Annotated in this window: 20 protein-coding genes; 5 read left to right on the forward strand and 15 right to left on the reverse strand. The window is 73.0% G+C overall.

What is annotated here, in order from left to right:
- Positions 1-4: 4 nt before the first annotated feature.
- The 4 genes from ACFWV2_RS08430 to ACFWV2_RS08445 form a co-directional block, all read right to left on the reverse strand.
- Positions 5-1,033: a hypothetical protein gene (locus ACFWV2_RS08430; RefSeq protein WP_384403641.1), complete on the reverse strand. Its 1,029-nt coding sequence runs from the start codon at positions 1,031-1,033 to the stop codon at positions 5-7.
- Between the two features lie 11 nt (positions 1,034-1,044).
- Complete coding sequence (locus tag ACFWV2_RS08435) at positions 1,045-1,341, reverse strand: DUF4193 domain-containing protein (RefSeq protein WP_003955561.1); 297 nt, start codon at positions 1,339-1,341, stop codon at positions 1,045-1,047.
- 395 nt (positions 1,342-1,736) lie between these two features.
- Positions 1,737-2,975: a sensor histidine kinase gene (locus ACFWV2_RS08440; protein WP_384403644.1), complete on the reverse strand. Its 1,239-nt coding sequence runs from the start codon at positions 2,973-2,975 to the stop codon at positions 1,737-1,739.
- 4 nt (positions 2,976-2,979) lie between these two features.
- On the reverse strand, positions 2,980-3,633 hold the full coding sequence (locus ACFWV2_RS08445; RefSeq protein WP_266970061.1) for a response regulator transcription factor: 654 nt from the start codon (positions 3,631-3,633) through the stop codon (positions 2,980-2,982).
- A 369-nt stretch (positions 3,634-4,002) separates the two neighbouring features.
- On the opposite strand from ACFWV2_RS08445, the gene ACFWV2_RS08450 reads away from it, so the two are divergent.
- Positions 4,003-4,176 (forward strand): hypothetical protein, encoded by a 174-nt coding sequence (locus ACFWV2_RS08450; RefSeq protein ID WP_360789136.1) that lies wholly within the window; start codon positions 4,003-4,005, stop codon positions 4,174-4,176.
- A 132-nt stretch (positions 4,177-4,308) separates the two neighbouring features.
- Here ACFWV2_RS08450 and ACFWV2_RS08455 read toward each other — a convergent pair whose 3' ends face one another.
- Both ACFWV2_RS08455 and ACFWV2_RS08460 read right to left on the reverse strand, forming a co-directional pair.
- Complete coding sequence (locus tag ACFWV2_RS08455) at positions 4,309-5,109, reverse strand: inositol monophosphatase family protein (RefSeq protein WP_384404013.1); 801 nt, start codon at positions 5,107-5,109, stop codon at positions 4,309-4,311.
- Between the two features lie 21 nt (positions 5,110-5,130).
- Positions 5,131-6,258: a ferrochelatase gene (locus tag ACFWV2_RS08460; protein WP_384403648.1), complete on the reverse strand. Its 1,128-nt coding sequence runs from the start codon at positions 6,256-6,258 to the stop codon at positions 5,131-5,133.
- 160 nt (positions 6,259-6,418) lie between these two features.
- Here ACFWV2_RS08460 and ACFWV2_RS08465 point away from each other — a divergent pair, with 160 nt between their 5' ends.
- Together ACFWV2_RS08465 and ACFWV2_RS08470 are read left to right on the forward strand one after the other, a co-directional pair.
- A complete protein-coding gene (locus ACFWV2_RS08465; protein WP_384403651.1) occupies positions 6,419-7,684 on the forward strand; it encodes an MFS transporter in 1,266 nt (421 codons plus the stop codon).
- On the forward strand, positions 7,623-8,963 hold the full coding sequence (locus ACFWV2_RS08470) for a D-arabinono-1,4-lactone oxidase (RefSeq protein ID WP_384403654.1): 1,341 nt from the start codon (positions 7,623-7,625) through the stop codon (positions 8,961-8,963). Before ACFWV2_RS08465 ends, ACFWV2_RS08470 begins: the two co-directional genes overlap by 62 nt.
- A 3-nt stretch (positions 8,964-8,966) precedes the next feature.
- On the opposite strand, the gene ACFWV2_RS08475 is transcribed toward ACFWV2_RS08470, so the two are convergent.
- Positions 8,967-9,872 carry a hypothetical protein gene (locus ACFWV2_RS08475; RefSeq protein ID WP_384403657.1) on the reverse strand — a complete coding sequence of 302 codons (906 nt, stop codon included), beginning with the start codon at positions 9,870-9,872 and terminating at the stop codon, positions 8,967-8,969.
- 485 nt (positions 9,873-10,357) lie between these two features.
- Between ACFWV2_RS08475 and sepH the strand changes: the two genes are divergently transcribed.
- Positions 10,358-11,398 (forward strand): septation protein SepH, encoded by a 1,041-nt coding sequence (sepH, locus tag ACFWV2_RS08480; protein ID WP_384403660.1) that lies wholly within the window; start codon positions 10,358-10,360, stop codon positions 11,396-11,398.
- A 192-nt stretch (positions 11,399-11,590) separates the two neighbouring features.
- On the opposite strand, the gene ACFWV2_RS08485 is transcribed toward sepH, so the two are convergent.
- The gene (locus ACFWV2_RS08485; RefSeq protein ID WP_384403663.1) at positions 11,591-12,418 is read right to left on the reverse strand and encodes a sulfurtransferase; all 828 of its coding nucleotides are present in this window, start codon (positions 12,416-12,418) and stop codon (positions 11,591-11,593) included.
- Between the two features lie 173 nt (positions 12,419-12,591).
- Here ACFWV2_RS08485 and ACFWV2_RS08490 point away from each other — a divergent pair, with 173 nt between their 5' ends.
- Positions 12,592-13,365 carry a VOC family protein gene (locus ACFWV2_RS08490; RefSeq protein ID WP_384403666.1) on the forward strand — a complete coding sequence of 258 codons (774 nt, stop codon included), beginning with the start codon at positions 12,592-12,594 and terminating at the stop codon, positions 13,363-13,365.
- Positions 13,366-13,404: 39 nt separating this feature from the next.
- On the opposite strand, the gene ACFWV2_RS08495 is transcribed toward ACFWV2_RS08490, so the two are convergent.
- From ACFWV2_RS08495 to ACFWV2_RS08525, 7 genes are all read right to left on the reverse strand, one after another.
- The gene (locus ACFWV2_RS08495; RefSeq protein ID WP_384403669.1) at positions 13,405-14,811 is read right to left on the reverse strand and encodes a polysialyltransferase family glycosyltransferase; all 1,407 of its coding nucleotides are present in this window, start codon (positions 14,809-14,811) and stop codon (positions 13,405-13,407) included.
- A gap of 3 nt (positions 14,812-14,814) precedes the next feature.
- Positions 14,815-15,780 (reverse strand): glycosyltransferase family 2 protein, encoded by a 966-nt coding sequence (locus ACFWV2_RS08500; protein WP_384403672.1) that lies wholly within the window; start codon positions 15,778-15,780, stop codon positions 14,815-14,817.
- A gap of 143 nt (positions 15,781-15,923) precedes the next feature.
- A complete protein-coding gene (locus ACFWV2_RS08505; RefSeq protein ID WP_384403675.1) occupies positions 15,924-18,590 on the reverse strand; it encodes a YfhO family protein in 2,667 nt (888 codons plus the stop codon).
- A 277-nt stretch (positions 18,591-18,867) separates the two neighbouring features.
- Complete coding sequence (locus tag ACFWV2_RS08510) at positions 18,868-19,074, reverse strand: Trm112 family protein (RefSeq protein ID WP_384403678.1); 207 nt, start codon at positions 19,072-19,074, stop codon at positions 18,868-18,870.
- Positions 19,071-19,976, reverse strand: coding sequence for a DMT family transporter (locus ACFWV2_RS08515; RefSeq protein WP_384403682.1), 906 nt, complete (start codon positions 19,974-19,976; stop codon positions 19,071-19,073). The genes ACFWV2_RS08510 and ACFWV2_RS08515 overlap by 4 nt, the downstream gene beginning before the upstream one ends.
- 3 nt (positions 19,977-19,979) lie before the next feature.
- Complete coding sequence (locus tag ACFWV2_RS08520; protein WP_360789101.1) at positions 19,980-20,774, reverse strand: methyltransferase domain-containing protein; 795 nt, start codon at positions 20,772-20,774, stop codon at positions 19,980-19,982.
- Positions 20,771-22,381, reverse strand: a complete 1,611-nt coding sequence (locus ACFWV2_RS08525) for a condensation protein (RefSeq protein ID WP_384403685.1) — start codon at positions 22,379-22,381, stop codon at positions 20,771-20,773. Before ACFWV2_RS08525 ends, ACFWV2_RS08520 begins: the two co-directional genes overlap by 4 nt.
- Between the last annotated feature and the right edge of the window lie 51 nt (positions 22,382-22,432).

Genomic DNA, 22,432 nt, shown 5'->3' on the forward strand with positions numbered 1-22,432 from the left:
GGTCCTAGAAGCCCAGTTCCTTCGGGTTCTCGGGCTGCTCCAGCGGAGGCAGTTCCCTGAGGGAGTCCCAGGGGATCTGGCGACGGCGCAGGTCCTTGCGGATGTGCTCGGCGAGTTTCCTGGTGTCGCGGCGGTTCATGACGGCGCCGACGGCCGCGCCCACCATGAAGGGCGTGAGCATCGGCAGGTTGCGCACCATGCGTTTCATGATCTGCTGGCGCAGCTCGCGCTTGAGCTGCCCGCCGAGGGCCGCGTTGACCGTGGTGGGCTTGGTGGGGTCGATGCCCCGCTCCTCGGCCCAGGAGGTCAGATAGGCCGCCGAACGCTGGCTGAGCCGGCCGGGGGGACGCAGTCCGTAGACCTCGTGCAGTTCGGCGATGAGCTTGAGTTCCACGGCGGCGACGCCGGTGATCTCGGCCGCGAGTTCCGCCGGCATGGCCGGGGGCACGGGGAGCATGGCGGCGGCGCCGACGCCCGCGCCCACGGTCGAGCTCGCGTTCGCCGCGCCGGCGACGAGTTTGTCGGCGATCTCCTCGGGGCCGAGCCCGGGGAAGTGCTTGCGGAGGGTCGCCAGATCGCGGACGGGGATCCGCGGGGCGAGGTCGATCAGGCGGTCGGCCAGATGACCGAGACCGGCCCTGGCGCTGTCGCCGCCGCGCTTCACGCCTTGCGCGACGCCGCGCCGGACGGCGTCGATCCGATCCGAGTCGATCTTGATCTTGTCGAGCTGGGCACGTGCGGGGTTGGCGAGCCGCCTGACGGCGCCGAAGCGTCCGCCCTGCGGCGTCTCGACCGGCGCAGCGCCCCCGCCCGCCTCCGCCGGCAGACGTGCCGGGTCCGGCGCGGTGACCGCTTCGAGCGAGGCCGGGAGGCCCCGCTCGTCGTCACGCACGCCGGGGGAGGACAGGGAGGCGGTGCGATCGGCTTCAGAGGCCTCGTGAGCGCCCTCTGCCGGTTCCGTGCCGCCCTTGTACGTCCGGGGACTCCCAGGGAGCCTCAGACGCCGCTTCCGGGACGGTGTGTCGCCTGCCACGGCCGACGATCTCAGTCGCAGTCGCGGCAGATCGGCTGGCCGTTCTTCTCCCTGGCCAGCTGGCTGCGGTGATGCACGAGGAAGCAGCTCATGCAGGTGAACTCGTCGGCCTGCTTGGGCAGGACCCGGACGGCGAGCTCCTCGTTCGACAGGTCGGCGCCGGGAAGCTCCAGGCCTTCGGCGGCCTCGAACTCGTCGACGTCGACCGTCGAGGTCGACTTGTCGTTCCGGCGGGCCTTCAGTTCCTCAAGGCTGTCCGAATCGACGTCGTCGTCGGTCTTGCGTGGGGTGTCGTAATCCGTTGCCATGTCGCTCTCCCCCTCTGGGTGGTTGCGGTGTCTCCAGCGCACGTAACGCGTGAGAGGTCGGACTTGTGCCCGACCTGAGGCGGAGATTTTGCCTCACATCAAGGTCTGTTACTCAATCGACACCCGTCCCGGGCTCTCGCGAGTGATCGGCTTCGGGTGGCGAACCGGACCGTACACGGTTCTGAGGACGCACCTGACATGCGCCACCCCGTGTACTTCCCGTCATTCCGGGCCCCGGAAACCCGGACGTTTCCAGGCTTTCCGAGGGATTTCACGATCACGGAGAGTGGATGTCCGGACACCCTCTCCTGTGATCGATCACACAGGAGCGTCTCAGAACCGGTGTTCCGGAATTCCGCGCAAAGCGAACGGAACCGGTCGGCTCCTGCAGTGTGTCAGATCGGCAGAGTGACGCGCATCACGAGACCACCGCCTTCGCGGGGCTCCGCGATGATTCGGCCGCCGTGCGCCCGCGCCACGGACCGGGCGATCGACAGGCCGAGACCGACGCCCTTGTCGCTGCCGGTGCGCTCCTGCCGGAGCCGCCGGAACGGCTCGAACAGGTTGTCGATCTCGTACGCCGGGACCACGGGGCCCGTGTTGGTGACGACGAGGACGGCCTGACCGTCCGCGGCCTCGGTGGTGACCTCCACCCAGCCGCCCTCCGGCACGTTGTACCGGACGGCGTTCTGGAGCAGGTTCAGCGCGATCCGCTCCAGCAGGACGCCGTTGCCCTGGACGACCACGGGGGCTCGCACGCCCCGGATCTCGACGCCCTTGGCATCGGCCTCCGCGTGCATCTGGTCCACGCCCCGGGAGGCGACCTCGGCGAGGTCCACGGGTTTGCGCTCGATGATCTGGTTGTCGCTCCGGGCGAGCAGCAGCAGACCCTCGACGAGCTGCTCGCTGCGCTCGTTGGTGGCGAGCAGGGTCTTGCCGAGCTGCTGGAGCTCGACCGGTGCCCCGGGGTCCGAGAGGTGGACCTCCAGAAGGGTGCGGTTGATCGCGAGCGGGGTCCGCAGCTCGTGCGAGGCGTTCGCGACGAACCGCTGCTGCGCGGTGAAGGCCCGCTCCAGGCGGTCCAGCATCTCGTCGAAGGTGTCGGCCAGCTCCTTGAGCTCGTCGTCCGGCCCGTCCAGCTCGATCCGCCGGGACAGATCGGAGCCGGCCACCTGACGGGCGGTCCGGGTGATCCGGCCGAGCGGCGAGAGGACCCGCCCCGCCATGGCGTAGCCGAAGGCGAAGGCGATGATGCTGAGGCCGAGCAGGGCGAAGAGCGAGCGGCGCAGCAGGTCGTCCAGGGCCAGGTCGCTCTGGTGCCGGAGGCAGACCGAGACGGCGTCGTTGAACTGCTCGCCCGTGCCCGTGTCGGGCAGGACGCACCACGAGGTGGTGGGCTGCACCTCGCCCTTGACGATCTTGAAGGGCAGCTGGGCCGCGCTGTCGGTGAGCGCCTGCGCGGTGAAGAGGTAGATGATCGAGAGCAGCAGGATGCCCGCGATCAGGAACATCCCGCCGTACAGCAGCGTGAGTCGTATGCGGATGGTCGGGCGCAGCAGCGGCCGCACGGGGTCCCTGGGGTCCCACGTCGGTTTCGGGGGCGCCTGGGGGTGGGGCGCGGGGGTGGGGGCCATCAGCTCAGATCCGGTACCCGGAACCGGGGACGGTGACGATGACCGGCGGCTCACCGAGCTTGCGGCGCAGGGTCATCACGGTGACGCGTACGACGTTGGTGAACGGGTCGGTGTTCTCGTCCCAGGCCTTCTCCAGGAGCTGCTCCGCCGAGACGACGGCGCCCTCGCTGCGCATGAGGACCTCCAGGACGGCGAACTCCTTCGGCGCGAGCTGGACCTCCTTGCCCTCGCGGAAGACCTCGCGGCGGTTGGGGTCGAGCTTGATGCCGGCGCGCTCGAGGACCGGCGGGAGCGGCACGCTCGTACGGCGCCCGAGGGCCCGCACGCGCGCGGTGAGCTCGGTGAAGGCGAAGGGCTTGGGGAGGTAGTCGTCGGCGCCCAGTTCCAGGCCCTCGACACGGTCGCTGACGTCGCCGGCCGCGGTGAGCATCAGGACGCGGGTGGGCATGCCCAGCTCCACGATCTTGCGGCAGACGTCGTCCCCGTGGACGAGGGGCAGGTCGCGGTCGAGGACGACGACGTCGTAGTCGTTGACGCCGACGCGCTCCAGGGCCGCGGCGCCGTCGTACACGACGTCGACGGCCATGGCCTCCCGGCGCAGTCCGGTGGCCACCGCATCGGCGAGCAGCTGCTCGTCCTCGACGACGAGTACGCGCACGTCGTACATCCTTCCGTTGAGCCGCGATCCGGGGTGGGACGGCTGAAACCTGAGCACTGACTGTGCGCGTCCATCCTGCCCCGTACGCGCGTAAACCGGCTGTAAGACGGCGGTGCGGGGCCGGGGACGGGCGGGGTACGCGGGCGCGTGGGGCGGTCCGGGCGGTGGGAAGCCGAGAATTCACCGGATTCGCGGGCCAGTTGAGGTTTCTCTGAGGAACGGCCTGGGGAGGACGTCTGCACACCCCGTGATCACGCCCTGTATGTGGCGCGCCACCTACCGCTCTCCGCTTCCGGGAGACCGCAGTGTGTGATCCACCCACCCTCGGCACACCCCCGTGCCACCGGACCCATGACGAGGGGGCGCACGATGGACGCTTTCACCGCAGGCCTGCTGCACCGCATCAGGACGACGCAGACGGACCTCACGATGGCCCGTGAGACGGGCGACGACTACCTGGCGGACGTCGAGCAGGCGGAGCTCGACGACCTGCACCGGCTGGCCGCCGAGCACGGCGTGGAGGTCGCCCTGCCGGGCGTCTGACCCACACCGACCCGCTCGACCGTACCGACCCGCCGCCAGACCCGTACCCACTGCCCGACCCTTTCGACCCGCACGCGTGCAGGGCCCCGGCCGCCTTCCCGGCGCCGGGGCCCTCGCGCGTCCGGGCACCCGCTAGTCGTGCCAGGCGCCCAGCTCCTCCAGGAGCTCCTGGAGCGGCCGGAAGAGGCCCGGAGAGGCCGCCAGGGTCAGATCGCCCGACGCCGGCTCCCCCGGGCGTCCGCCGGTCAGGGCGCCCGCCTCGCGGGCGACCAGGGCGCCCGCGGCGAGGTCCCAGGGGTTGAGGCCGCGCTCGTAGTACGCGTCGAGGCGGCCGGCGGCCACGTCGCAGAGGTCGATCGCGGCCGAACCGCCCCGGCGGATGTCACGGACGCGGGGGATCACGCGCTGGACGACGTCCGCCTGGTGGGCGCGCCGGGACTGCACGTACGCGAAGCCCGTGCCGAGCAGGGCGTGGTCGAGGTCGGGCGAGGGGCGGACGGCGAGGCGCCGGTCCCCCGCGAACGCGCCGCCGCCGAGGACCGCGCGGTACGTCTCGCCGCGCAGGGGGGCCTCGACGACGCCGACGACGGTCTCGCCGTCCCGTTCGGCGGCGATCGAGACCGCCCAGGTGGGCAGCCCGTAGAGGTAGTTCACGGTGCCGTCGAGCGGGTCGATCACCCAGCGGACCCCGCTGGTGCCGGGGCTGGAGGCGCCCTCCTCGCCGAGGAAGCCGTCCTCGGGGCGGTGCTCGGCCAGGAAGCCGGTGATCAGCTTCTCGGCGGCGATGTCCATCTCGGTGACCACGTCGATGGGGCTCGACTTGGTCATCGCCACCGCCAGGTCGTCCGGCCGGCCGTCGCGCAGCAGCGCTCCGGCCCGCCGTGCGGCCTCCAGGGCGAGGTCGAGCAGCTCGGGGAGAAGCGGATCGGTCACGTCGGTCACGGGGTCGTCTCCTCAGGCGTACGGGCTGTCGGCGCCGGCCGCGGCGGGCCGCTCGGCCCTCGCCGGGCAGCAGCCGATCGGGCACAGGTCGTGGGAGGGTCCGAGCGCGCCGAGGGCGCACCTCTCGGCCCGGGTGCCGCGCTCGTGGGCGGCGCGCTCCAGGAGGAGTTCGCGGACGGCGGCGGCGAAGCGCGGGTCGGCGCCGACGGTCGCCGAGCGCCGGACGGGCAGTCCGAGTTCGGCGGCCTTCGCGGTGGCCTCGGTGTCGAGGTCGTAGAGGACCTCCATGTGATCGGAGACGAAGCCGATCGGGACCATGACGACCGCGGGCGCCCCGGCGCCGTGCAGCGCCTCCAGGTGGTCGCAGATGTCCGGCTCCAGCCACGGGATGTGCGGGGCTCCGCTGCGGGACTGGTAGACGAGCTCCCAGGGGTGGTCGATCCCGGTCGCCTCGCGGACGGCGTCGACGATCACCCGTGCCGTGTCGAGGTGCTGCCGGACGTAGGCCCCGCCCTCGCCGTGCTCGGTGACGGGTCCCGAGGTGTCGGCGGCGGAGTCGGGGATGGAGTGGGTGGTGAAGGCGAGGTGGGCGCCGTCCCGTACGGACGGGTCGAGTTCGGCGAGCGAGGCGAGGACGCCCTCGACCATGGGCTCGACGAAGCCGGGGTGGTTGAAGTAGTGCCTGAGCTTGTCGACCCGGGGCAGCGGGAGTCCCTCCGCTTCCAGGGTGGCCAGCGCGTCGGCGAGGTTCTCGCGGTACTGGCGGCAGCCGGAGTAGGAGGCGTACGCACTGGTGGTGAGGACGGCGATATGACGCCGGCCGTCGGTGATCATCTCGCGGAGGGTGTCGGTGAGGTAGGGCGCCCAGTTCCGGTTTCCCCAGTGGACGGGGATCTGGAGGCCGGCGGCGGCGAAGTCCTTCCGCAGCGCGTCGAGGAGCGCGCGGTTCTGGTCGTTGATCGGGGAGACGCCGCCGAAGAGGAAGTAGTGCTGCCCCACTTCCTTGAGCCGTTCCTTCGGGATGCCACGGCCACGGGTCACGTTCTCCAGGAACGGGACCACGTCGTCCGGGCCCTCGGGGCCGCCGAACGAGAGCAGCAGCAGGGCGTCGTACGGGGCGGGATCGTGCTGATCGGACATGGCACCGATCCTCCCACCCGCCCCTGACACCGGGCGGCGCGGCCCGTCCGTGGCCGGACGTCCGAAAAGGGATGACCGATCCGAGAAAAGGAGGGTGACCGATCGACTTCAACACCGTAGGCTTTAGGAGTTAATTACACGTGTTGACCAAGGACACCTCTTGCCCAGTCCCTACCGCGCGATCTTCCAGGCGCCCGGCACCGTCTCCTTCTCGGCCGCCGGGCTCCTCGGCCGGATGCCCCTGTCCATGATGGGCATCGGCATCGTGACCATGATCTCGCAGGTCACCGGCCGGTACGGCCTGGCCGGCGCGCTCGCGGCGACGCTCGCGATGTCCGCCGCCGTCCTCGGCCCCCTGGTCTCGCGCCTGGTCGACCGGCACGGGCAGCGCCGGGTGCTCCGCCCGATAACGCTGGTCTCGCTCGGGGCCGCCACCGGGCTCCTGCTCTGCGTGCAGCAGCAGGCCCCCGACTGGACGCTCTTCGTCTTCACGGCGGTGATCGGCTGCGTGCCGAGCGTCGGCGCAATGACCCGGGCCCGGTGGGCGGCGATCTACCGGGGCGAGGAGCGGCACCTGCACACGGCGTACTCCTGGGAGTCGATCGTCGACGAGGTGTGCTTCATCTTCGGCCCGATCATCTCCATCGGCCTGTCGACGGCCTGGTTCCCCGAGGCCGGCCCGATGTTCGCCGGGCTGTTCCTGGCCGTCGGCGTCTTCTGGCTGACCACCCAGCACGCCACCGAGCCGGCCCCGCACCCGCAGCAGCAGGGCACCCGGGGTGTCTCCGCGCTCCGCTCCCCCGGCCTCCAGGTCCTGGCCCTCGCCTTCGTCGCGACCGGCGCCATCTTCGGCTCGGTGGACGTGGTGACGGTGGCCTTCGCGGAGGAGGAGGGGCACAAGGCCGCCGCGAGTCTCGTCCTGGCCGTCTACGCGCTGGGATCCTGCCTGGCGGGCGCCGTGTTCGGACTGCTGCACCTCAAGGGCGAGCCGTCCCGCCGCTGGCTTCTGGGCGTCTGCGCGATGGCCGTGAGTATGATCCCCCTCCTACTGGCCGGGAACCTGCCGTTGCTGGCCGTGGCGCTCTTTGTCGCGGGCCTGTCCATCGCACCGACGATGGTGACCACCATGGCCCTCGTCGAAGCGCACGTACCGCGCACCAAGCTGACCGAGGGCATGACCTGGACGGGTACGGGCCTCGCGATCGGCGTGGCGCTCGGCTCTTCGGCCGCCGGCTGGGTGGTCGACGCGTCGGGGGCCGAGGCGGGGTACGTGGTGCCCGTCGTCTCGGGCGCGCTCGCGGTCGCGGTGGGTCTCCTCGGACACCGCCGGCTCCGCAGGCCGGCGCCGAACCGGGAGGGGCAGCGTGAGCGGGACGACAGCAGCGGGGTCGGGGAGCACGAGGACGGCGAACAGCCCGTGGCGTAACTGGGCGGGGAACGTCACCTCCCGGCCCGTACGGGAGGTGAGCCCGGCCTCCGCCGAGGAACTCGCCGAGGCGGTGCGCCGGGCTGCCGAGGACGGGCTCCGGGTGAAGACGGTCGGGAGCGGGCACTCCTTCACCTCGATCGCGGCCACCGACGGCGTCCTCATCCGGCCGGGCCTGCTGACCGGGATCCGGCGGATCGACCGCGAGACGATGACCGTGACGGTCGAGTCGGGAACCCCGCTCAAGCGGCTCAACGTGGCGCTGGCCCGAGAGGGCCTCTCGCTCACGAACATGGGCGACATCATGGAGCAGACCGTCGCCGGGGCCGTCTCCACGGGGACGCACGGCACGGGCCGCGACTCGGCCTCGATCGCCGCGCAGATCCGCGAGATGGAGCTCGTGACGGCGGACGGCCGGCTGTGGACCTGCTCCGAGAAGGAGAATCCCGAGCTCTTCGCGGCGGCCCGGATCGGGCTCGGCGCCCTCGGTGTCGTCACGGCGCTCACCCTGGCGGTCGAGCCGGTCTTCCTCCTCACCGCGCGCGAGGAGCCGATGACCTTCGACCGGGTCACCTCGGAGTTCGACGCGCTGCACGCGGAGAACGAGCACTTCGAGTTCTACTGGTTCCCCCACACGGACAACTGCAACACCAAGCGAAACAACCGCAGCGTCGGCCCCGCGGCTCCTCCCGGCCGGGTCAGCGGCTGGATCGAGGACGAACTCCTCTCCAACGGGCTCTTCCAGGTGGCCTGCTCGCTGGGCCGCGCGGTGCCGCCGGTCATCCCCTCTATCGCCAAGATCTCCAGCAGGGCCCTGTCGGCCCGTACGTACACCGACATCCCGTACAAGGTGTTCACCTCACCGCGCCGGGTCCGCTTCATGGAGATGGAGTACGCGCTTCCGCGCGAGGCGGCGGTGGCGGCGCTGCGCGAGCTGAAGGCGATGGTCGAGCGCTCGCCGCTCAAGGTGAGCTTCCCGGTGGAGGTGCGGACGGCTCCGGCGGACGACATCACGCTGTCCACCGCCTCGGGGCGGGAGACCGCGTACATCGCCGTCCACCTCTACAAGGGGACGCCCCACCGCGCGTACTTCACGGCGGTGGAGCGCATCATGACGGCGCACGGCGGCCGCCCCCACTGGGGCAAGATCCACACGCGCGACGCCGAGTACCTCTCCGAGGTCTACCCGCGCTTCGCCGAGTTCACGGCACTGCGCGACCGCCTCGACCCGGACCGGCGGTTCGGCAACGACTACCTGCGCCGCGTGCTGGGCGACTGACGGTCACTCGGCTCCCCCGCCGCCCGTTCCCGTTCCGGTTCCCGGGGCGGCCGGCGTCGGGGTCGTCGGGACCTCCGGCAGGCCGGAGGTCCCGGTGGCCGGTTCCCGGGTCGGGTCTGTCGGCTCCGCCGTCGGCCCGGTCGGGGCCGGGGTGGGCGTCGATCCGCCGCCGGTGGAACCGGAAGGGGTCGGGGTCGGCTCCGGCGAGGGGGTGGTGGTGCCGGTCCGCTCCGTGTCCTGCCCGCCGGGGGACGGGGTGCCGTCGGTCGAGGGGCTCCGCCCGCCGTCCCCCGGACGCCCGTCGCCCTCGGCGGCCCCGGACCGAGCGGGCGAGGGGTTCCTGTCCTCGTGCGGTGCCCGCTGCCCCGTGCTCCCGCCGCCGACGACGGAGCCGAAGGTGGTGGTCCCCCGGGTCCCGCTGAAGTCCTGCCCGGAGACCAGTTCGTAGGTGGTGATGCCGCCCATGGTGACGCCGAAGACCAGGGCGGCGGCGATCGCCGGGCGCTTCCAGCCGCGGACCCGCGTGCCGTGGGTGGTCGCCGAGCCGAACTCCCCGTCGGACGGAAGGGGGCCCCGGACCGTGCCGAGCATCAGGGTGCGGTCGTCACGCGGGCCTCCGCCGACCGGCACCTGACGGGCCTTCGGCTTGGCGACGGCGGTCGCGCCGCGCACCTGTTCACCCGTGCGCCGGAAGAGGTGCTGGAAGAGGGGGCCGCCGCAGGTCGCGATGACGCTGATCACGCCGGCGCCCACGATCGTGCCGTACACACCGAGGGTGGAGGCGAGTTTGGCGGCGATGACCGCGGCCACCGCGCTGCCCGAGACCTGAGCCATGCTCAGGTCGATCCTTCTCCTGCCGTCCTCCTTCTCCTCCGGTTCCTCCGTGTCGCCTTCCGGCCTGTGGCGCATCTCCGACCCCTGACGGCTCTTCCGTTCACCTTGCACCCAGAAGGGACAAATGGGCGAAGCGAATAGTTCCGTTTCTGCCGGTTCTGTGAAGAGCGACACGTACGGGGAAGATCACGGACACTCAACTCCCGTACCGCCCGAGAAGTTGGGCGGCGCGCCGGTCCACCCCGGTGGCCCGAATGGAGTACATTGACGAACCCTGGGTCCGGACGCCTTCACGGGTGCCCGGGATCAAGGGGAGGGGGCCGGACACGGCACTCGAACCGGCGGCGCCGCGGCAGCGCACGGGAACCGACTGCACAGAGTGACCGCCTGTCACTCCGGGTAGCCAACAGGTCACCGTGTCATAACGGCGTTCCAGGGTCCACGCCCGACACGCCGGGCAACTCGGCAAGGTAGTGGCAGGCTGCACCCGGGCAGGCCACACTCGACTAGCGGAAGCAGCGACGCACGTGACGTCGGCAGGCACCACCCGGGAGGTCCCCATGCCCGAACTGCGTGTCGTGGCCGTCTCCAACGACGGCACACGACTGGTGCTGAAGGCTGCTGACAGCACGGAGTACACACTTCCGATCGACGAGCGGCTCCGCGCCGCCGTGCGCAACGACCGCGCGCGCCTCGGCCAGATCGAGATCGAGGTGGAGAGCCACCTCCGTCCCCGCGACATCCAGGCCCGGATACGAGCCGGTGCCTCCGCCGAGGAGGTCGCCCAGCTCGCCGGCATCCCCGTCGACCGCGTACGCCGCTTCGAGGGCCCGGTGCTCGCCGAGCGCGCCTTCATGGCGGAGCGGGCTCGCAAGACCCCCGTCCGCAGGCCCGGCGAGAACAGCGGCCCGCAGCTCGGCGAGGCGGTGCAGGAGCGGCTGCTGCTGCGCGGCGCCGAGAAGGACACCGTGCAGTGGGACTCCTGGCGGCGCGACGACGGCACCTGGGAGGTGCTGCTCGTCTACCGCGTCGCGGGCGAGGTCCACACGGCCAGCTGGACGTACGACCCGCCGAGGCGACTCGTCCAGGCCGTGGACGACGAGGCCCGTGCGCTGATCGGCGAGACGGACGACACGATCGCCGCCGCCCCGGAGCCGAGCTTCCCCTTCGTGCCGCGGATCGCCCGGCTGCCCCGGGACAGGCCCCTCGACCGGGCCCTGGACCGCCAGATCGACCGGTCGGACCGCCAGCTGGAGCGGGCGCCCGCCGCTGTCGAGCCGGAGGACGAGCGGGACTCGCTGACCAGCCTGCTCGAAGCGGTACCGAGCTTCCGCGGCGACATGGTCGTGCCCGAGCAGCCCGACTCCGAGCCCTCGGAAGAGCCCGAGGCGGAGGAGCCGCCGGCCCCGGCCGCCTCGGCGGGCGCGGGTTCCGCGTACGCCGACGTCCTGATGCCGCGCGCGGTGTCGGGTCACCGCGACCGGCTCACCGGCACCACGGACCGCCAGGCGGAGGCGGACGGCGTCCGCCCGGGCCGCCGCGCGGCCGTGCCCAGCTGGGACGAGATCGTCTTCGGCACGCGGAGGAAGAAGCAGGACTGACGGCGTTGGGCGTGGCCGTACGCGTACCCGGGGCGACCGGGGCCGGGTACGCGTACGCCGTGCGGAAGCCTCGCGCCGGGTCCCTGGCCCTACGGGGAGGGGACTCGCGCCCGGTGCTCCGGCCGGGGTCGTACGCCGAAGGGGCCCGCGCCAGATCTGTGCGGGCCCTTCGGGCTGCGCGGTCGGGCCGCGCTACTGGGGGTCCGGGCCCGTGGCCACCGGGCGGGCCGGGTCGGACGACCATTCCGACCAGGAGCCCGCGTACAGCGCGGCGGGGATGCCGGCGATCTCCAGAGCCAGGACCTCGTGGGCACCGGAGACGCCCGAGCCGCAGTAGACCGCGATGGGGGTTCCCTCCGCCGCGCCCAGGGCGGCGAAGCGGCTCCTCAGGACGTCGGCGGCCAGGAAACGCCCCTCCGTGTCGACGTTCTCGGTCGTCGGGGCCGACACCGCGCCCGGGATGTGACCGCCCACCCGGTCGATCGGCTCCACGTCCCCGCGGTAGCGCTCGGCCGCCCGCGCGTCCAGGAGCAGCCCCGCGCGCGCGTGCGCCCCCGCACCGTCCCCGTCGAGCAGCCCGAGCGCGCCCGGCTCCGGCCGGAAGTCGCCCGGCTCGGGCGCGGGGACCTTCTCCGTGAGCTCCCCCTCCCAGGCCGCGAGGCCCCCGTCCAGCACCCGTACGTCCTGGTGGCCCGCCCAGCGGAGCAGCCACCAGGCGCGCGCCGCGGCCCAGCCGGGACCGCCGTCGTAGACGACGACCGGACTGCGGGCCGAGACACCCGCACGGCGCATCGCGGCCCCGAAGACCTCGGGGTCGGGCAGCGGGTGCCGTCCGCCGCTGCCGGCCGGGCCCGCGAGGTCGGTGTCCAGGTCGACGTAGACCGCGCCGGGCAGGTGCCCGGCCTCGTACGCAGGACGGCCGGGCGGGCCGCCCAGCGTCCAGCGGACGTCGAGGAGGACCGGCGGCCGGGCTCCGGCCGACTCGCTCAGCAGTTCGCTTGCGGAGATGATGGGCTTCATGGGTGTCATCCTCGCGCAGCCGCACGGCCGCGGAGGACGAACCCGGCGTCCTCCCCACGTCCGTCACCGCGGGGCACGCCACTCGTTGGTGCGACCGGGACGCGCCACGGCCTCTTCGGTGTCACCATCGGACAGGGGCACGGGCACGACGACGGTCCGAGGAGAGAGTCACGATGACCGAGGCGACTCGGCGCACACCCGGCACACCGTGCTGGGTGAGTCTGATGGTGCACGGGCTTGACGCCACGCTGGAGTTCTACCACGCGCTCTTCGGCTGGGAGTTCGTTCCCGGTCCGCAGCAGCTCGGGCCGTACGTGCGGGCGCTGCTCGACGGCAGGGAGGTGGCGGGCATCGGCCGGCTGCCACCGGACCGGCATCTGCGGATCGCCTGGACCCCGTATCTGGCCACCGCCGACGCCGACGAGACGGCCGAGAGCATCCGCGGCTGCGGTGGCACCGTGGCGGTGGGCCCGCTGGACGCGGGCGAGGCCGGCCGGCTCGCGATCTGCTCCGACCCGACGGGCGCGGTGTTCGGCGTCTGGCAGGCGGAGGCGCACCACGGCACGGCGACGGCCGGACCGCCCGGGACGCCCGTGTGGAACGAGCTCCTCACCTACGAGACGACGGTCGGCAAGTTCTACCGGTCGGTCTTCGGCTACGAGGTGGAGCCGGTCGAGTCCGCCGACGAGGACTTCGCGACGCTCCACGTGGACGGGGTCCCGGTGGCCTCCCTGCACGGCGTGGGAAACGACCTGCCCCGGGACAGGGGCCCGCACTGGATGACGTACTTCGAGGTCGCCGACACGGACGCGGCCGCGCGGCTCGTCGTGGAACTCGGCGGCCGTGTGCTGCGCCCGCCGCGCGAGGGCACGGCGGGGCGGCTCGCCCTGGTGACGGACCCGGAGGGCGCGGTCTTCACCCTCGTCAGGTCCGCCGCCGCACGGTGATCCGGTGAGCGTGCGGGGCTGAGGGATCGGCGGTCGTGCTCAGCTGCGCCTGGACCGTACGAGGCTCCGGCCGAGCCGGAACGACGACCCGGCCTGCGGCGGGGCCACCGCTCCGCCCGGAAGGGCGAGCTGGGTCAGCCGTTCGGCGGAGAAGTGGTGCGCGATGCCGGGCTCGGCGTGGTGTCCGGCCAGGAAGGCGGCCGCCTCCTCCCGCATCCCCGGGTGGCTCTTGTGCCGCATGCAGTAGCCGACGGCGCGGACGAGGGGAGTGAGCGAGTCCGGCGCGGGGCCGGGGACGGCGGGCGCCTCGCCCCGCTCCAGATCCGCGACCAGGTGGTCGACGACCGTCAGCGGGATGCGGTTGCTGTTCTCGAAGGGGGTGAGCCGTTCGAGGACCTCGACCGTGCCCACGCGCGCGACGGGGACGCCGTAGTAGACGGCGGCGGTGAGCATCGCCGTGGAGAAGCAGCCGACGACGAGCCGGAGCGCGCACCGCTCGTAGAAGGTCTCGGCGAGCAGGGGCCCGTCGAGGACGGTGAGCCGCGCACCGGAGCGTTCCGCCTCGTCGTGGAGCGCCTGCGCGTAGCCGGCGGGCGCGCTCGGGTGGGGCTTGAAGACGACCGAGCGGTGCCCGGCCGCGACCGCCCCCCGCAGCATCCGCACGTGCAGTTCCTCCTCCTCCTCGGCGGTGAGGAGGGAGAGCGCGGCGAGGTACTGGCCGAGCAGGAGCGCCGTGGGCCGGGCCGCCGTCGCCCGGGCGATGTCGGGGTCGTCGGCCGCCTCCTCGGCGATCTCGGCGAGGACCGCGCGGAAGGCGTCGTCCGGGACGAGCTCGGGCTCGACGCCGTACTCGCTCAGGAGGAGCGGCCGCAGGCCCGGCACGAGGTCGAGGTGGAGGACCCTGCGGATGCGGCAGGCGATCGACTGCGCGAGGTCGTTACGGGTCGGCCCGTAGCTCATGAGGCCGTCCGCGTAGACGTGGAGGGCGCTCTCGGGGAACGTGCCGGCCAGCGCCTTCGCGGGATTGACCTGGATGGATTCGACGATCAGCTCCACCGGGGCGGTGCCCAGGTCCCACGCCGTGCGCAGCACGCGCTGCCAGAGCGGCGCCTCCTCGGGGCGGGGGGCCCAGGCGGCGGGGTGGTACGGGTGGATCGTCTCGTTCCAGTCGAGGGTCCCGTCGAAGCGGGCGGCGATCCGCTCGTATCCGGTCATGGTCTCCAGGCGCAGTGCCGTCTCCGGGATCTCGGCGTTGCGCGAGATCAGCAGGAGTCGGCGGGCGTCCTCGCGGGGGCCGAACTGGCCGGCGTCCAGGGAGGCGGCGAGGGTGGCGGCGCCGTACAGGGTGGACACCTGGAAGATCTGCACCGGCCTGGAGTCGGTGACCGTGGCGGGGACGGCGGGGGCGGGGGCCTGGGCGGCGACGGGGGCCTTGTCGGGGGCCATGGGTCAGGCGGTCCTTACGGTGTCGCGCAGGCCCCTGAGGAGGGTGCTGCGGGGGGTGTCCATGGTCGCCAGGGTCTCGTCGAGGACGTGCTGCGGCATCCGGTGGAGGGCGTCGGCGACGTCGGCGCGGAGCCGCTCGGCGACGGCGGGGTCGTACGTGCCGACCTTGCCCATGTGGAAGGCGATCATCGCGCAGTAGGTGCGGACCGCCTTCGGCAGGAACCGCTCCGCCTCCGGGTCCCTGGAGACGTCGTCGAGCAGGAGGTCGTACGACGGGATGAAGTCGAGCTGCCGGTTGTCGGTGATCTGCGTGAGCGAGGTGGTGACGCCTCGCCGGTAGAAGACCCCGTGCAGGGAGAGCGCCGCGAAGGTACGGGCCTTGAGGTGGAGGCGCCATACCCAGAGCCGGTCCTCGGCCGTTCTCAGCGAGGTCTCGAATCGTGAGGCGCCGTTCTCGAAGAGCCGCGCGCTGTACACGCCGAAGGGCACGAACGGGTAATCCACCATCGTCACCATGCTGGCGGGTGAGATTCCGTCCCGGGGGTCCATCACCGTGTCGCGGCGCTTGGCGGGGGCGTAGCGGATCTGCCTTTTCCGTCCCTCCGAGAGGACGTGGTCGGTCCGGGCGAAATCGCAGCCCAGACGCTCTGTCCCGGCCACGGCGGCGGTGAGGTGGCCCGGCGCGTACCAGTCGTCGCCGTCGAGGAAGGTGAGGTATTCACCGCTCGCCGCGTCGATTCCCGTGTTGCGTGCCTGGGCGACGCCCAGATTCGTCTCGTGCCGGATGACGGTGGCGTTCGGCAGACGGTCGCGCCAACGGTCGAGGATTTCCGGGGTGTCGTCCGTCGAGCAGTCGTCGATCAGCAGGAACTCGAATTCCGGATCCGCGTTGTTCGCGAGACTGCGCAGGGTGTCGGGCGCATAGGGCCCGACATTGTGGAACGGTACGACGACGGACAGTTTCGGCACTCGGAATCCCCATACTGAATCGAACAGTTAAACGCCGCTACGGCGGGTACGGTAACGCCCCACTTCTCCGGGCGAACGATCCGCGCGTGCACTCCGGGTGAACTCTTGTCGTCTCCCGTGGAAAGTCCGCGCGGAGGTGTCTCTCACCGCCGGGCCCGGCGGTGCAGGACTCCCGTCACCGCCAGGGCGAGGAGCGCGACCCCGCCGACGGCGCCGCCGAGGCGGAGCCCCGGGGGCCGGAACGAGCAGGTGACCGTGGTCGCCCGGCCGTCGAGCGGAACGGCCACGAGCCCCTCGTACGCGCGCGCGGGGCGGGGCTCCGCGTCACCGGCGGCGCAGCGCCAGCCGGAGATGCGGGGCGCCGCGAGCACGGCGGTGCCCGTGCTGCCTGGGGGCAGTTCGGCCGTGACCGTGTGACCGGTCGCTCGCACCCGTGAGGCTCCGGTGCCGGTCAGCTGCCGTACGGCGGAGTCGAGCCGGGCCTGGACCAGACAGCCCACCGGCTGACGGGGCAGCCGCAGCTTCGTCTCGGGAATCAGAGCGATCCGCACCTCCCCTGACGGGGGCACGGTGCCCAGGGCCCGCATGGGGGCGCGGACGGCGGGCGGCTTGCCCTCGAAGTCCACCGGCCGCTCCCCCGCGAGGGTCGCCGCGCCCCGGTACTCGGGCGCCCAGAACCAGACCTGGGAGCCCGCCGGGCAGCGGGCGGTGAGGGTGCGTCCGCTGCGGGCGGGGACCGGCAGCTCGTACACCTCGGCACCGAGCAGCCGCTCCTGCCGCGCGAAGGCGGAGTCTCCGCCGTGGGTGGCCGGGCGTCCCGGCGGACGGACGGTCACCAGCGGCGGTACGGGAGTGGTGGTGACGGAGACCGTGGCCCGGGGCGGCGCGTCCTGCCGTACCCGCTCCGTGGGGCGCGAGCGGATGCGGGTGCCGATGGAGAACAGGGCGTCGGTCACCGGGTTGTCGAGGGTGACCGGATGCCGGCCCTTGGCGTAGTAGCCGAAGCCGAGGGACGCCAGGGTGCGGGAGGTCACCTCGGCGGTGAGGCTGCTGTAGTAGTCGGGGCCCTGGCCGCCGACGAGGAGCACGTCGTTGCCGCCGGGGACCTCGCCGGGGTCCGTACGGTAGCGGGGCCAGGCGTCGGCGCGGGCCGCCTCCTCGGCCACGGAGGTGTGCCAGGGGCCGATCCGGGGGGACCAGGCGACCTTGCTCCGCTGCTGTTCCTCGATCCGCTTCCCCGTGACGGCCGCCTCCCCCGCCTGGGCGACGACGAACAGGATCAGGGCGAGAACGGGCAGTACGCGCGCGGTGGTTCTCCGGGCGCGCGGCCGGACGTCGGATGGGACGTGCGGGGGGGTGTCAGGCGGGGTGTGCGGCCGGGCGTCACGGTGGGTGCTGAGCCCGGTGTCGGGCTGGGTGTGCGGCCGGGCGTCAGGCCCTGCGTTCCGTCTGGCGTTCGCCCCGGCGAGGAGAACGGCGCCGAGTGCCAGGACCCCGGCGGCTCCGAACGCGGGGTAGGTCCACCGGTCGATGTCGACGCTCCCCCGGGCCGCCCAGGCGAGCGACCCGAGCAGGGCGCCGCCCCCGGCGAGCGCGGCGGGCCGCGGCACCCCTCCGGCCGCCGAGAACCAGGCGGCGATCAGCAGCAGCCCGCAGAGGACGAAGGTCTGACGGTACGGAATGCCGTTGGGCGAGGCTCCCGCGTGCCAGAGGAGGTGCGTCGGCTCCCACTGGAGGGAGAGCGTCACGACGACGACCGCGGCCGACCAGGCGGCACGCACGCGCGGGGCGACGGCCCGGTTGAACGGCAGGGTCAGGGCGAGCGCCAGCGCCGGCGTGCCGATGAAGAGGGCGGGGCTGGCCACACTCGCGGTGGCGGGCAGGAACCGGGCGAGGACGTCCGTCCAGGCGGCGGCCGCGAAGGTGGTCTCCGGTGTGGGGTCGGCGACCTTGGTGCCGAGGAAGACCACCACGACGAGCGGGGCGGCGAGCCCGACGCCGATGAGGACACCGCGTGCGGCGCGGAGCGCCCCTGCGAGGCGTCGGCGGGCGGAGGCCGTCTCCTCGGCGGTGAGGAGCCGTACGAGGAGGACGGCGGCGGCGCCGAGCGTGGCCATGTACGCCGTGTAGAAGTTGGCGACCCAGGCCAGCGCGACGACGAGAGGACCGAGGACGGGGCGGCGCCCGGTGCGGGCCCACTCCCCGACGAGGCAGAGCAGCGGGAAGGCGACGAGCCCGTCGAGCCACATCGGGACGGACGCGCCGAAGTTGAAGGTCCAGCCGGAGAGCGCGTACGCGGTGCCCAGCACGGCGGCGACCGGCCAGGGTCCGGGGCGCAGCCGCAGGAGCAGCAGCGTCATCGCCGCCCCGGCCGCCGTGATCTTGGCGGCGGTGACCACGTACAGGGCGAGTTCGATGTGGTCGGCGGGGAAGAACACGACGAGCAGGTCGAAGGGGCTGCTCAGATAGGTGCCGATGTCACCGAGGAAGTTGGAGCCGAAGCCGGAGTTCCAGTTGAGGAAGGCGTCCCCGTCCGTGTCGCCGAGGAGGAGGGAGCGCCAGTACGCGTGGAACGGCAGGTACTGCTGGCCGAGGTCGACGACGTTCCTGGTGACCGGCCCGAACGGATGGCTGCGGGAGAGCCTGGTCGCGAGGCAGAGCAGCACGGCGGTCAGCAGGGCGGCGGCGAACGGCCCGAGGACGGCCGGGGCCAGCGGGCCGCGTGCCGGGGCGCCGGGGCGGCTCCGCGGCCCGCCTGTCCCCTCCGCGCCGTGGACCTCGTCGAGCACGGTCTCGGCGGCGGGGGGCACACGTCCTCCAGGGGGCGCACGGAACGGGAACGCCCGGGGAGTCGTACGACACGGGCCGACCGCCATTACCGCCGAGCCGGGCGACCCGCAACCGATCACCAGGCGGTCTTCCGGTACACCTCGGGTGAACTCCCGGTGCCGAGGGCCGGGTCGTCGGACGGCGTCCTCCGGGGCGACGAGGTCATCGGCCGTACGGTGTTCCGTCAGCGCGCCGCCCGGACGGGACGGCCTTCGTCAGGCCTGTGCCGCCCCTCTCGCCGGAAGGGTGCGGAGAGCCTCACGCGTCCTGTTCGCTCCCGAGGGGAGTCTCCTCCTCGACGGCGGGCACACCCGAGGAGGGAAGGAGCTGCGGGATGCCGTCGACGATCGGATAGTGCCGGCGCAGGCGCGGGTTGTAGAGAGCGCCCTTCGTCTCGTCGAGGAGCAGCGGGCCCTTGTCGAGCGGGCAGGCGAGAATCTTCAGCAGCGGGCTGTCTGGCTTCATGGCCGGGTTCCTTCGGAGGTGGGGGTGTTCGCGTCGTGTCGCGGCAGGGTCAGCAGGACCGTCAGGGCGAGCACGGTGCCGCCGAGACGCAGTAACAGCCGCAACGGGTCGTCGGGCAGCGGCTCGTCGAACGCGATCGTGCCGCTCACGATGGTGAACACGCAGGTCACCGTCGAGCACACCGGAACGATCAGTGACGCGCGGCAGCGCTGCAGGGCGGTCTGCGACAGCACCAGGCCGCTGACTCCTGTCAGCAGGAGGAGGTACGGGTACGGGGAGGCGAGCAGGGCGGGCACGGAGCCCAGCAGGTCCGAGGTGTCCAGATGTCCGGAGACGCCCTTGACCGCCAGCGAGCTGACGCCGTAGATCAGACCGACCGCGATCGCGTAGGCCACCCCGGTGGTCGGCTGCCGATGGCGTCGGCGGGCGCGCCGTTCGGCGGCGGCGTAGAGCGCGACGCCGGCCACGAGGGTCGGCAGGCACAGTGCCAGCAGGATGCCCGTGGGAGCCGTCCGGCTGATCTCCTCGCTGGTCCCGTACAGCGAGGCCACCACCATCACGAGCGCCAGACCGATGACAGCCACCGCACGCCGCTCACGGCCCGAGGGGCGCTCGCCGAGCACCACCGACGAGAGCACGAGAAGGAGCACGAGGCCGGACAGGAACAGGCCCTGCGCGGCGGCGATCGGCAGGGTGCGGTAGACGGCGAGCTGCGCGGCGAACCCCAGGGCCAGCGCCATGGCCCCGCAGATCCACAGCGGTCGGCCTGCCAGCAGGAGCAGGGCCCGGCCGGGTTGTGCGGCACTCAGCGGCGGCATCCCGGCCAGCGCCCGCTTCTCCAGGACGAAGCCGGTGCTGTACAGGACGTTCGCCACCAGCGCGGCGGCCACACCCCACCCCACGCGCTACACCCTTCTCGCATGCACGAGGAGGATGGAGGCGAGCGACGGCATCCCGCAGGCCAGCCGGTCCAGCGGGCGGAGCGGGCGCGGTACTCCGTGGAACGGCGCACCGGCGACCTTCACGACCTCGAACCCGGAGGCCGCCACGAACTCGCGGAGCGCGCGCGCCGTGTACAGCCGCAGGTGCCCCACCACCTCGCTGCCCGGTCGGCCGTGGATACCGCGCAGACTCACCTCGGAGAACACCGGCTGGACTCCGGCGAGCAGCAGCGCGCGGTTGTACCAGGCGGCGAGGTTCGGTGTCGAGAGCATGAGGTGTCCGCCGGGTCGCAGCACCCTGCGGAGTTCGTCGAGGGCGCTGTCGGGGTCGACGAGGTGCTCGACGACCTCGCTGAACAGCACGGCGTCGGCGCTGCCGGAGGCGAACGGCAGCCCGCTGCCGGTCAGTTCGCCCCGGACGACCTGGCTCAGGCGCGGCGCCGCCCGGCGCAGGGCATCCTGCGACCAGTCGATCCCCACGACGCGGTGCCCGTCGAGTACGCGCGCGGCGATCGCGCCCGCCGAGCCGTCCCCGCAGCCCACGTCGAGTACGGTCGCGGCCGGGCGGCCGGGACCGACGGGGCCCAGCGCGGCGGCCAGCATCCGGGCCTGCCGCAGTGTCCGGGCCTCCCCGGAGGCGACCGGAACGGTGGGGTTCTCGTAGAAGTCCCGCAGCCCGGGAACGCGCGGACCCGACGAAGCCACCGCCGCCTCGGGCGACTCGCCGGTTGCTGCCGTGCCGGTGGCTGAGCGGGTCATGACGGCCTCTTGTGGTTGTCCTGGGCGGTGCGGGTTCCGGTCGGTGTCGTGTGCGGACGCGGTGTGCCGGGGTGGTCCGGCCCGTCCGGGCAACCTCCGCGTCCCCGGGCCGAGGCGACCCCGGCTGGAGCGTCCTCGGCCGGAGCGACCGCGGGTGGAGCGACCCCGGGTGAAGCGACCCCGGCTGGAGCGTCCTCGGCCGAAGCGGCCCCGGTTGAAGCGACCCCGACCGAAGCGACCCCGGCGGAGGCGACCCCGGTTGGAGCGACCCCGACCGAAGCGACCCTGGTCGACGCGTCCCCGGCCGGAGCGTCCCCGGCCTCGCTGAGCGAGGTCGTCGCGAGCGACTCCGCGAACAGGTCCGCCAGTTCCGCACCGGCCGCGTCACCGAGCAGCGTCCGCGACCAGCGCAGCGTCACGTGCAGCCGGCCGCCGGTGGAAGCCGCCGCCACGCTCAGCCCGCGCGGCATCCTGGCCGGCGCGGAGAACCACACGGCCGTCGCCCGGCCGGCGTCGCCGAAGTCCAGCGCGTACGGTACGCGCCCGATGTTGGTGACCAGCGCCGTCGAGGTCCAGGACGCCGCGGCCCGGCGTGCGCCACGGGTGAGCACGCCCCGGACACCGACCGGCAGCAGCGGTGCGGTCAGCAGGCTCGCCCCGGCGCCCATGGGGGCGCCGTCGGCCGACTTCAGCGCGCGGGTGCGCCGGGCGGTGGCGCACAGCAGCCGTGCCACGGCCTCCGGGGCCGGCCGCTCACGGAGCAGCAGCTCCGCGTCGTGCGGGTCGTCGGAGGTCATGGCCACCTCGACGAGCCGGGTCCCGTTGCCCATCGGCATCTCCGTGCCCCGTGGACGGTCGTCCACGGGCATCGTGATCCGCACCGGACCGCCCGGCCGGCCTCGCGAGACGTTCCAGCGGCCCACCATCAGTGACGTGGCGACGAGCAGTTGGTCGTTGACGGTCCAGGACGGGAGGTCTCCGTTCGGTGCCGCGCGCCTCGGGACGGGCAGGTCCGCCTGCACCATGCCGTTGCCCACGGCGCGGGCGCGCACCGGCCCGGGGCGGGAGTCCGGCGCGACCCGTACGGGGCGCCCCCGCAGGGTGCGGCCGGTCTCGCTCGAAGCCGGACCCGAGCGCCCCGGCCGGACCCGCCCGGGTACCGGGAGGGCCGCCGTGCCGCCGTACTGTTCCGCGGTCGTGGCGAGCACCCGCAGTCCCGAGGGCGCGTCGAGAGCCGTGTGATGCGTCGTCAGGAGAAGTACCGTCCCGGTATCGGGCCCGGTGTCCGTCCGGACGACGTCCAGGCGCATCGGAGGCGACTCCGTGAGCGGCGGGCACTCCGCCAGGGCGCGGGCCCTGGCCTGCGCCAGGGCGTCGGGTCCCCGCCCGGCGAAGTTCACCGGATCCGTGTCCGGCCGGCCGGTCAGCTCCCAGGCGAAGGACCGCCGGTGCCGACGGCCCGGTACCTCTCGTGCCAGCACCCGGGGGTGGGTGAGCAGCGCCTGCTGGAACGCGGTCCGCAGCCGTACCGGGTCCAGCCGTCCGGGCAGGTGGACCTCGATGTGCACGCTCTCCGGTTCGTCGTCGTTCAGGCAGTGCCGCGACACCTCGTCGACGGTCGGAAAGGGAATCCGGACCCCGCCGGAGGGGGTGGTGGT

Source organism: Streptomyces sp. NPDC058671, assembly GCF_042716475.1.
GTDB lineage: Bacteria > Actinomycetota > Actinomycetes > Streptomycetales > Streptomycetaceae > Streptomyces.

Coding starts and splice junctions, on each gene's coding strand:
- ACFWV2_RS08435 (WP_003955561.1), bottom strand. CDS start 1,341: ATGGCAACGGATTACGACACCCCACGCAAGACCGACGACGACGTCGAT.
- ACFWV2_RS08440 (WP_384403644.1), bottom strand. CDS start 2,975: ATGGCCCCCACCCCCGCGCCCCACCCCCAGGCGCCCCCGAAACCGACG.
- ACFWV2_RS08450 (WP_360789136.1), top strand. CDS start 4,003: ATGGACGCTTTCACCGCAGGCCTGCTGCACCGCATCAGGACGACGCAG.
- ACFWV2_RS08460 (WP_384403648.1), bottom strand. CDS start 6,258: ATGTCCGATCAGCACGATCCCGCCCCGTACGACGCCCTGCTGCTGCTC.
- ACFWV2_RS08475 (WP_384403657.1), bottom strand. CDS start 9,872: ATGCGCCACAGGCCGGAAGGCGACACGGAGGAACCGGAGGAGAAGGAG.
- sepH (WP_384403660.1), top strand. CDS start 10,358: ATGCCCGAACTGCGTGTCGTGGCCGTCTCCAACGACGGCACACGACTG.
- ACFWV2_RS08485 (WP_384403663.1), bottom strand. CDS start 12,418: ATGAAGCCCATCATCTCCGCAAGCGAACTGCTGAGCGAGTCGGCCGGA.
- ACFWV2_RS08490 (WP_384403666.1), top strand. CDS start 12,592: ATGACCGAGGCGACTCGGCGCACACCCGGCACACCGTGCTGGGTGAGT.
- ACFWV2_RS08495 (WP_384403669.1), bottom strand. CDS start 14,811: ATGGCCCCCGACAAGGCCCCCGTCGCCGCCCAGGCCCCCGCCCCCGCC.
- ACFWV2_RS08510 (WP_384403678.1), bottom strand. CDS start 19,074: ATGAAGCCAGACAGCCCGCTGCTGAAGATTCTCGCCTGCCCGCTCGAC.
- ACFWV2_RS08520 (WP_360789101.1), bottom strand. CDS start 20,774: ATGACCCGCTCAGCCACCGGCACGGCAGCAACCGGCGAGTCGCCCGAG.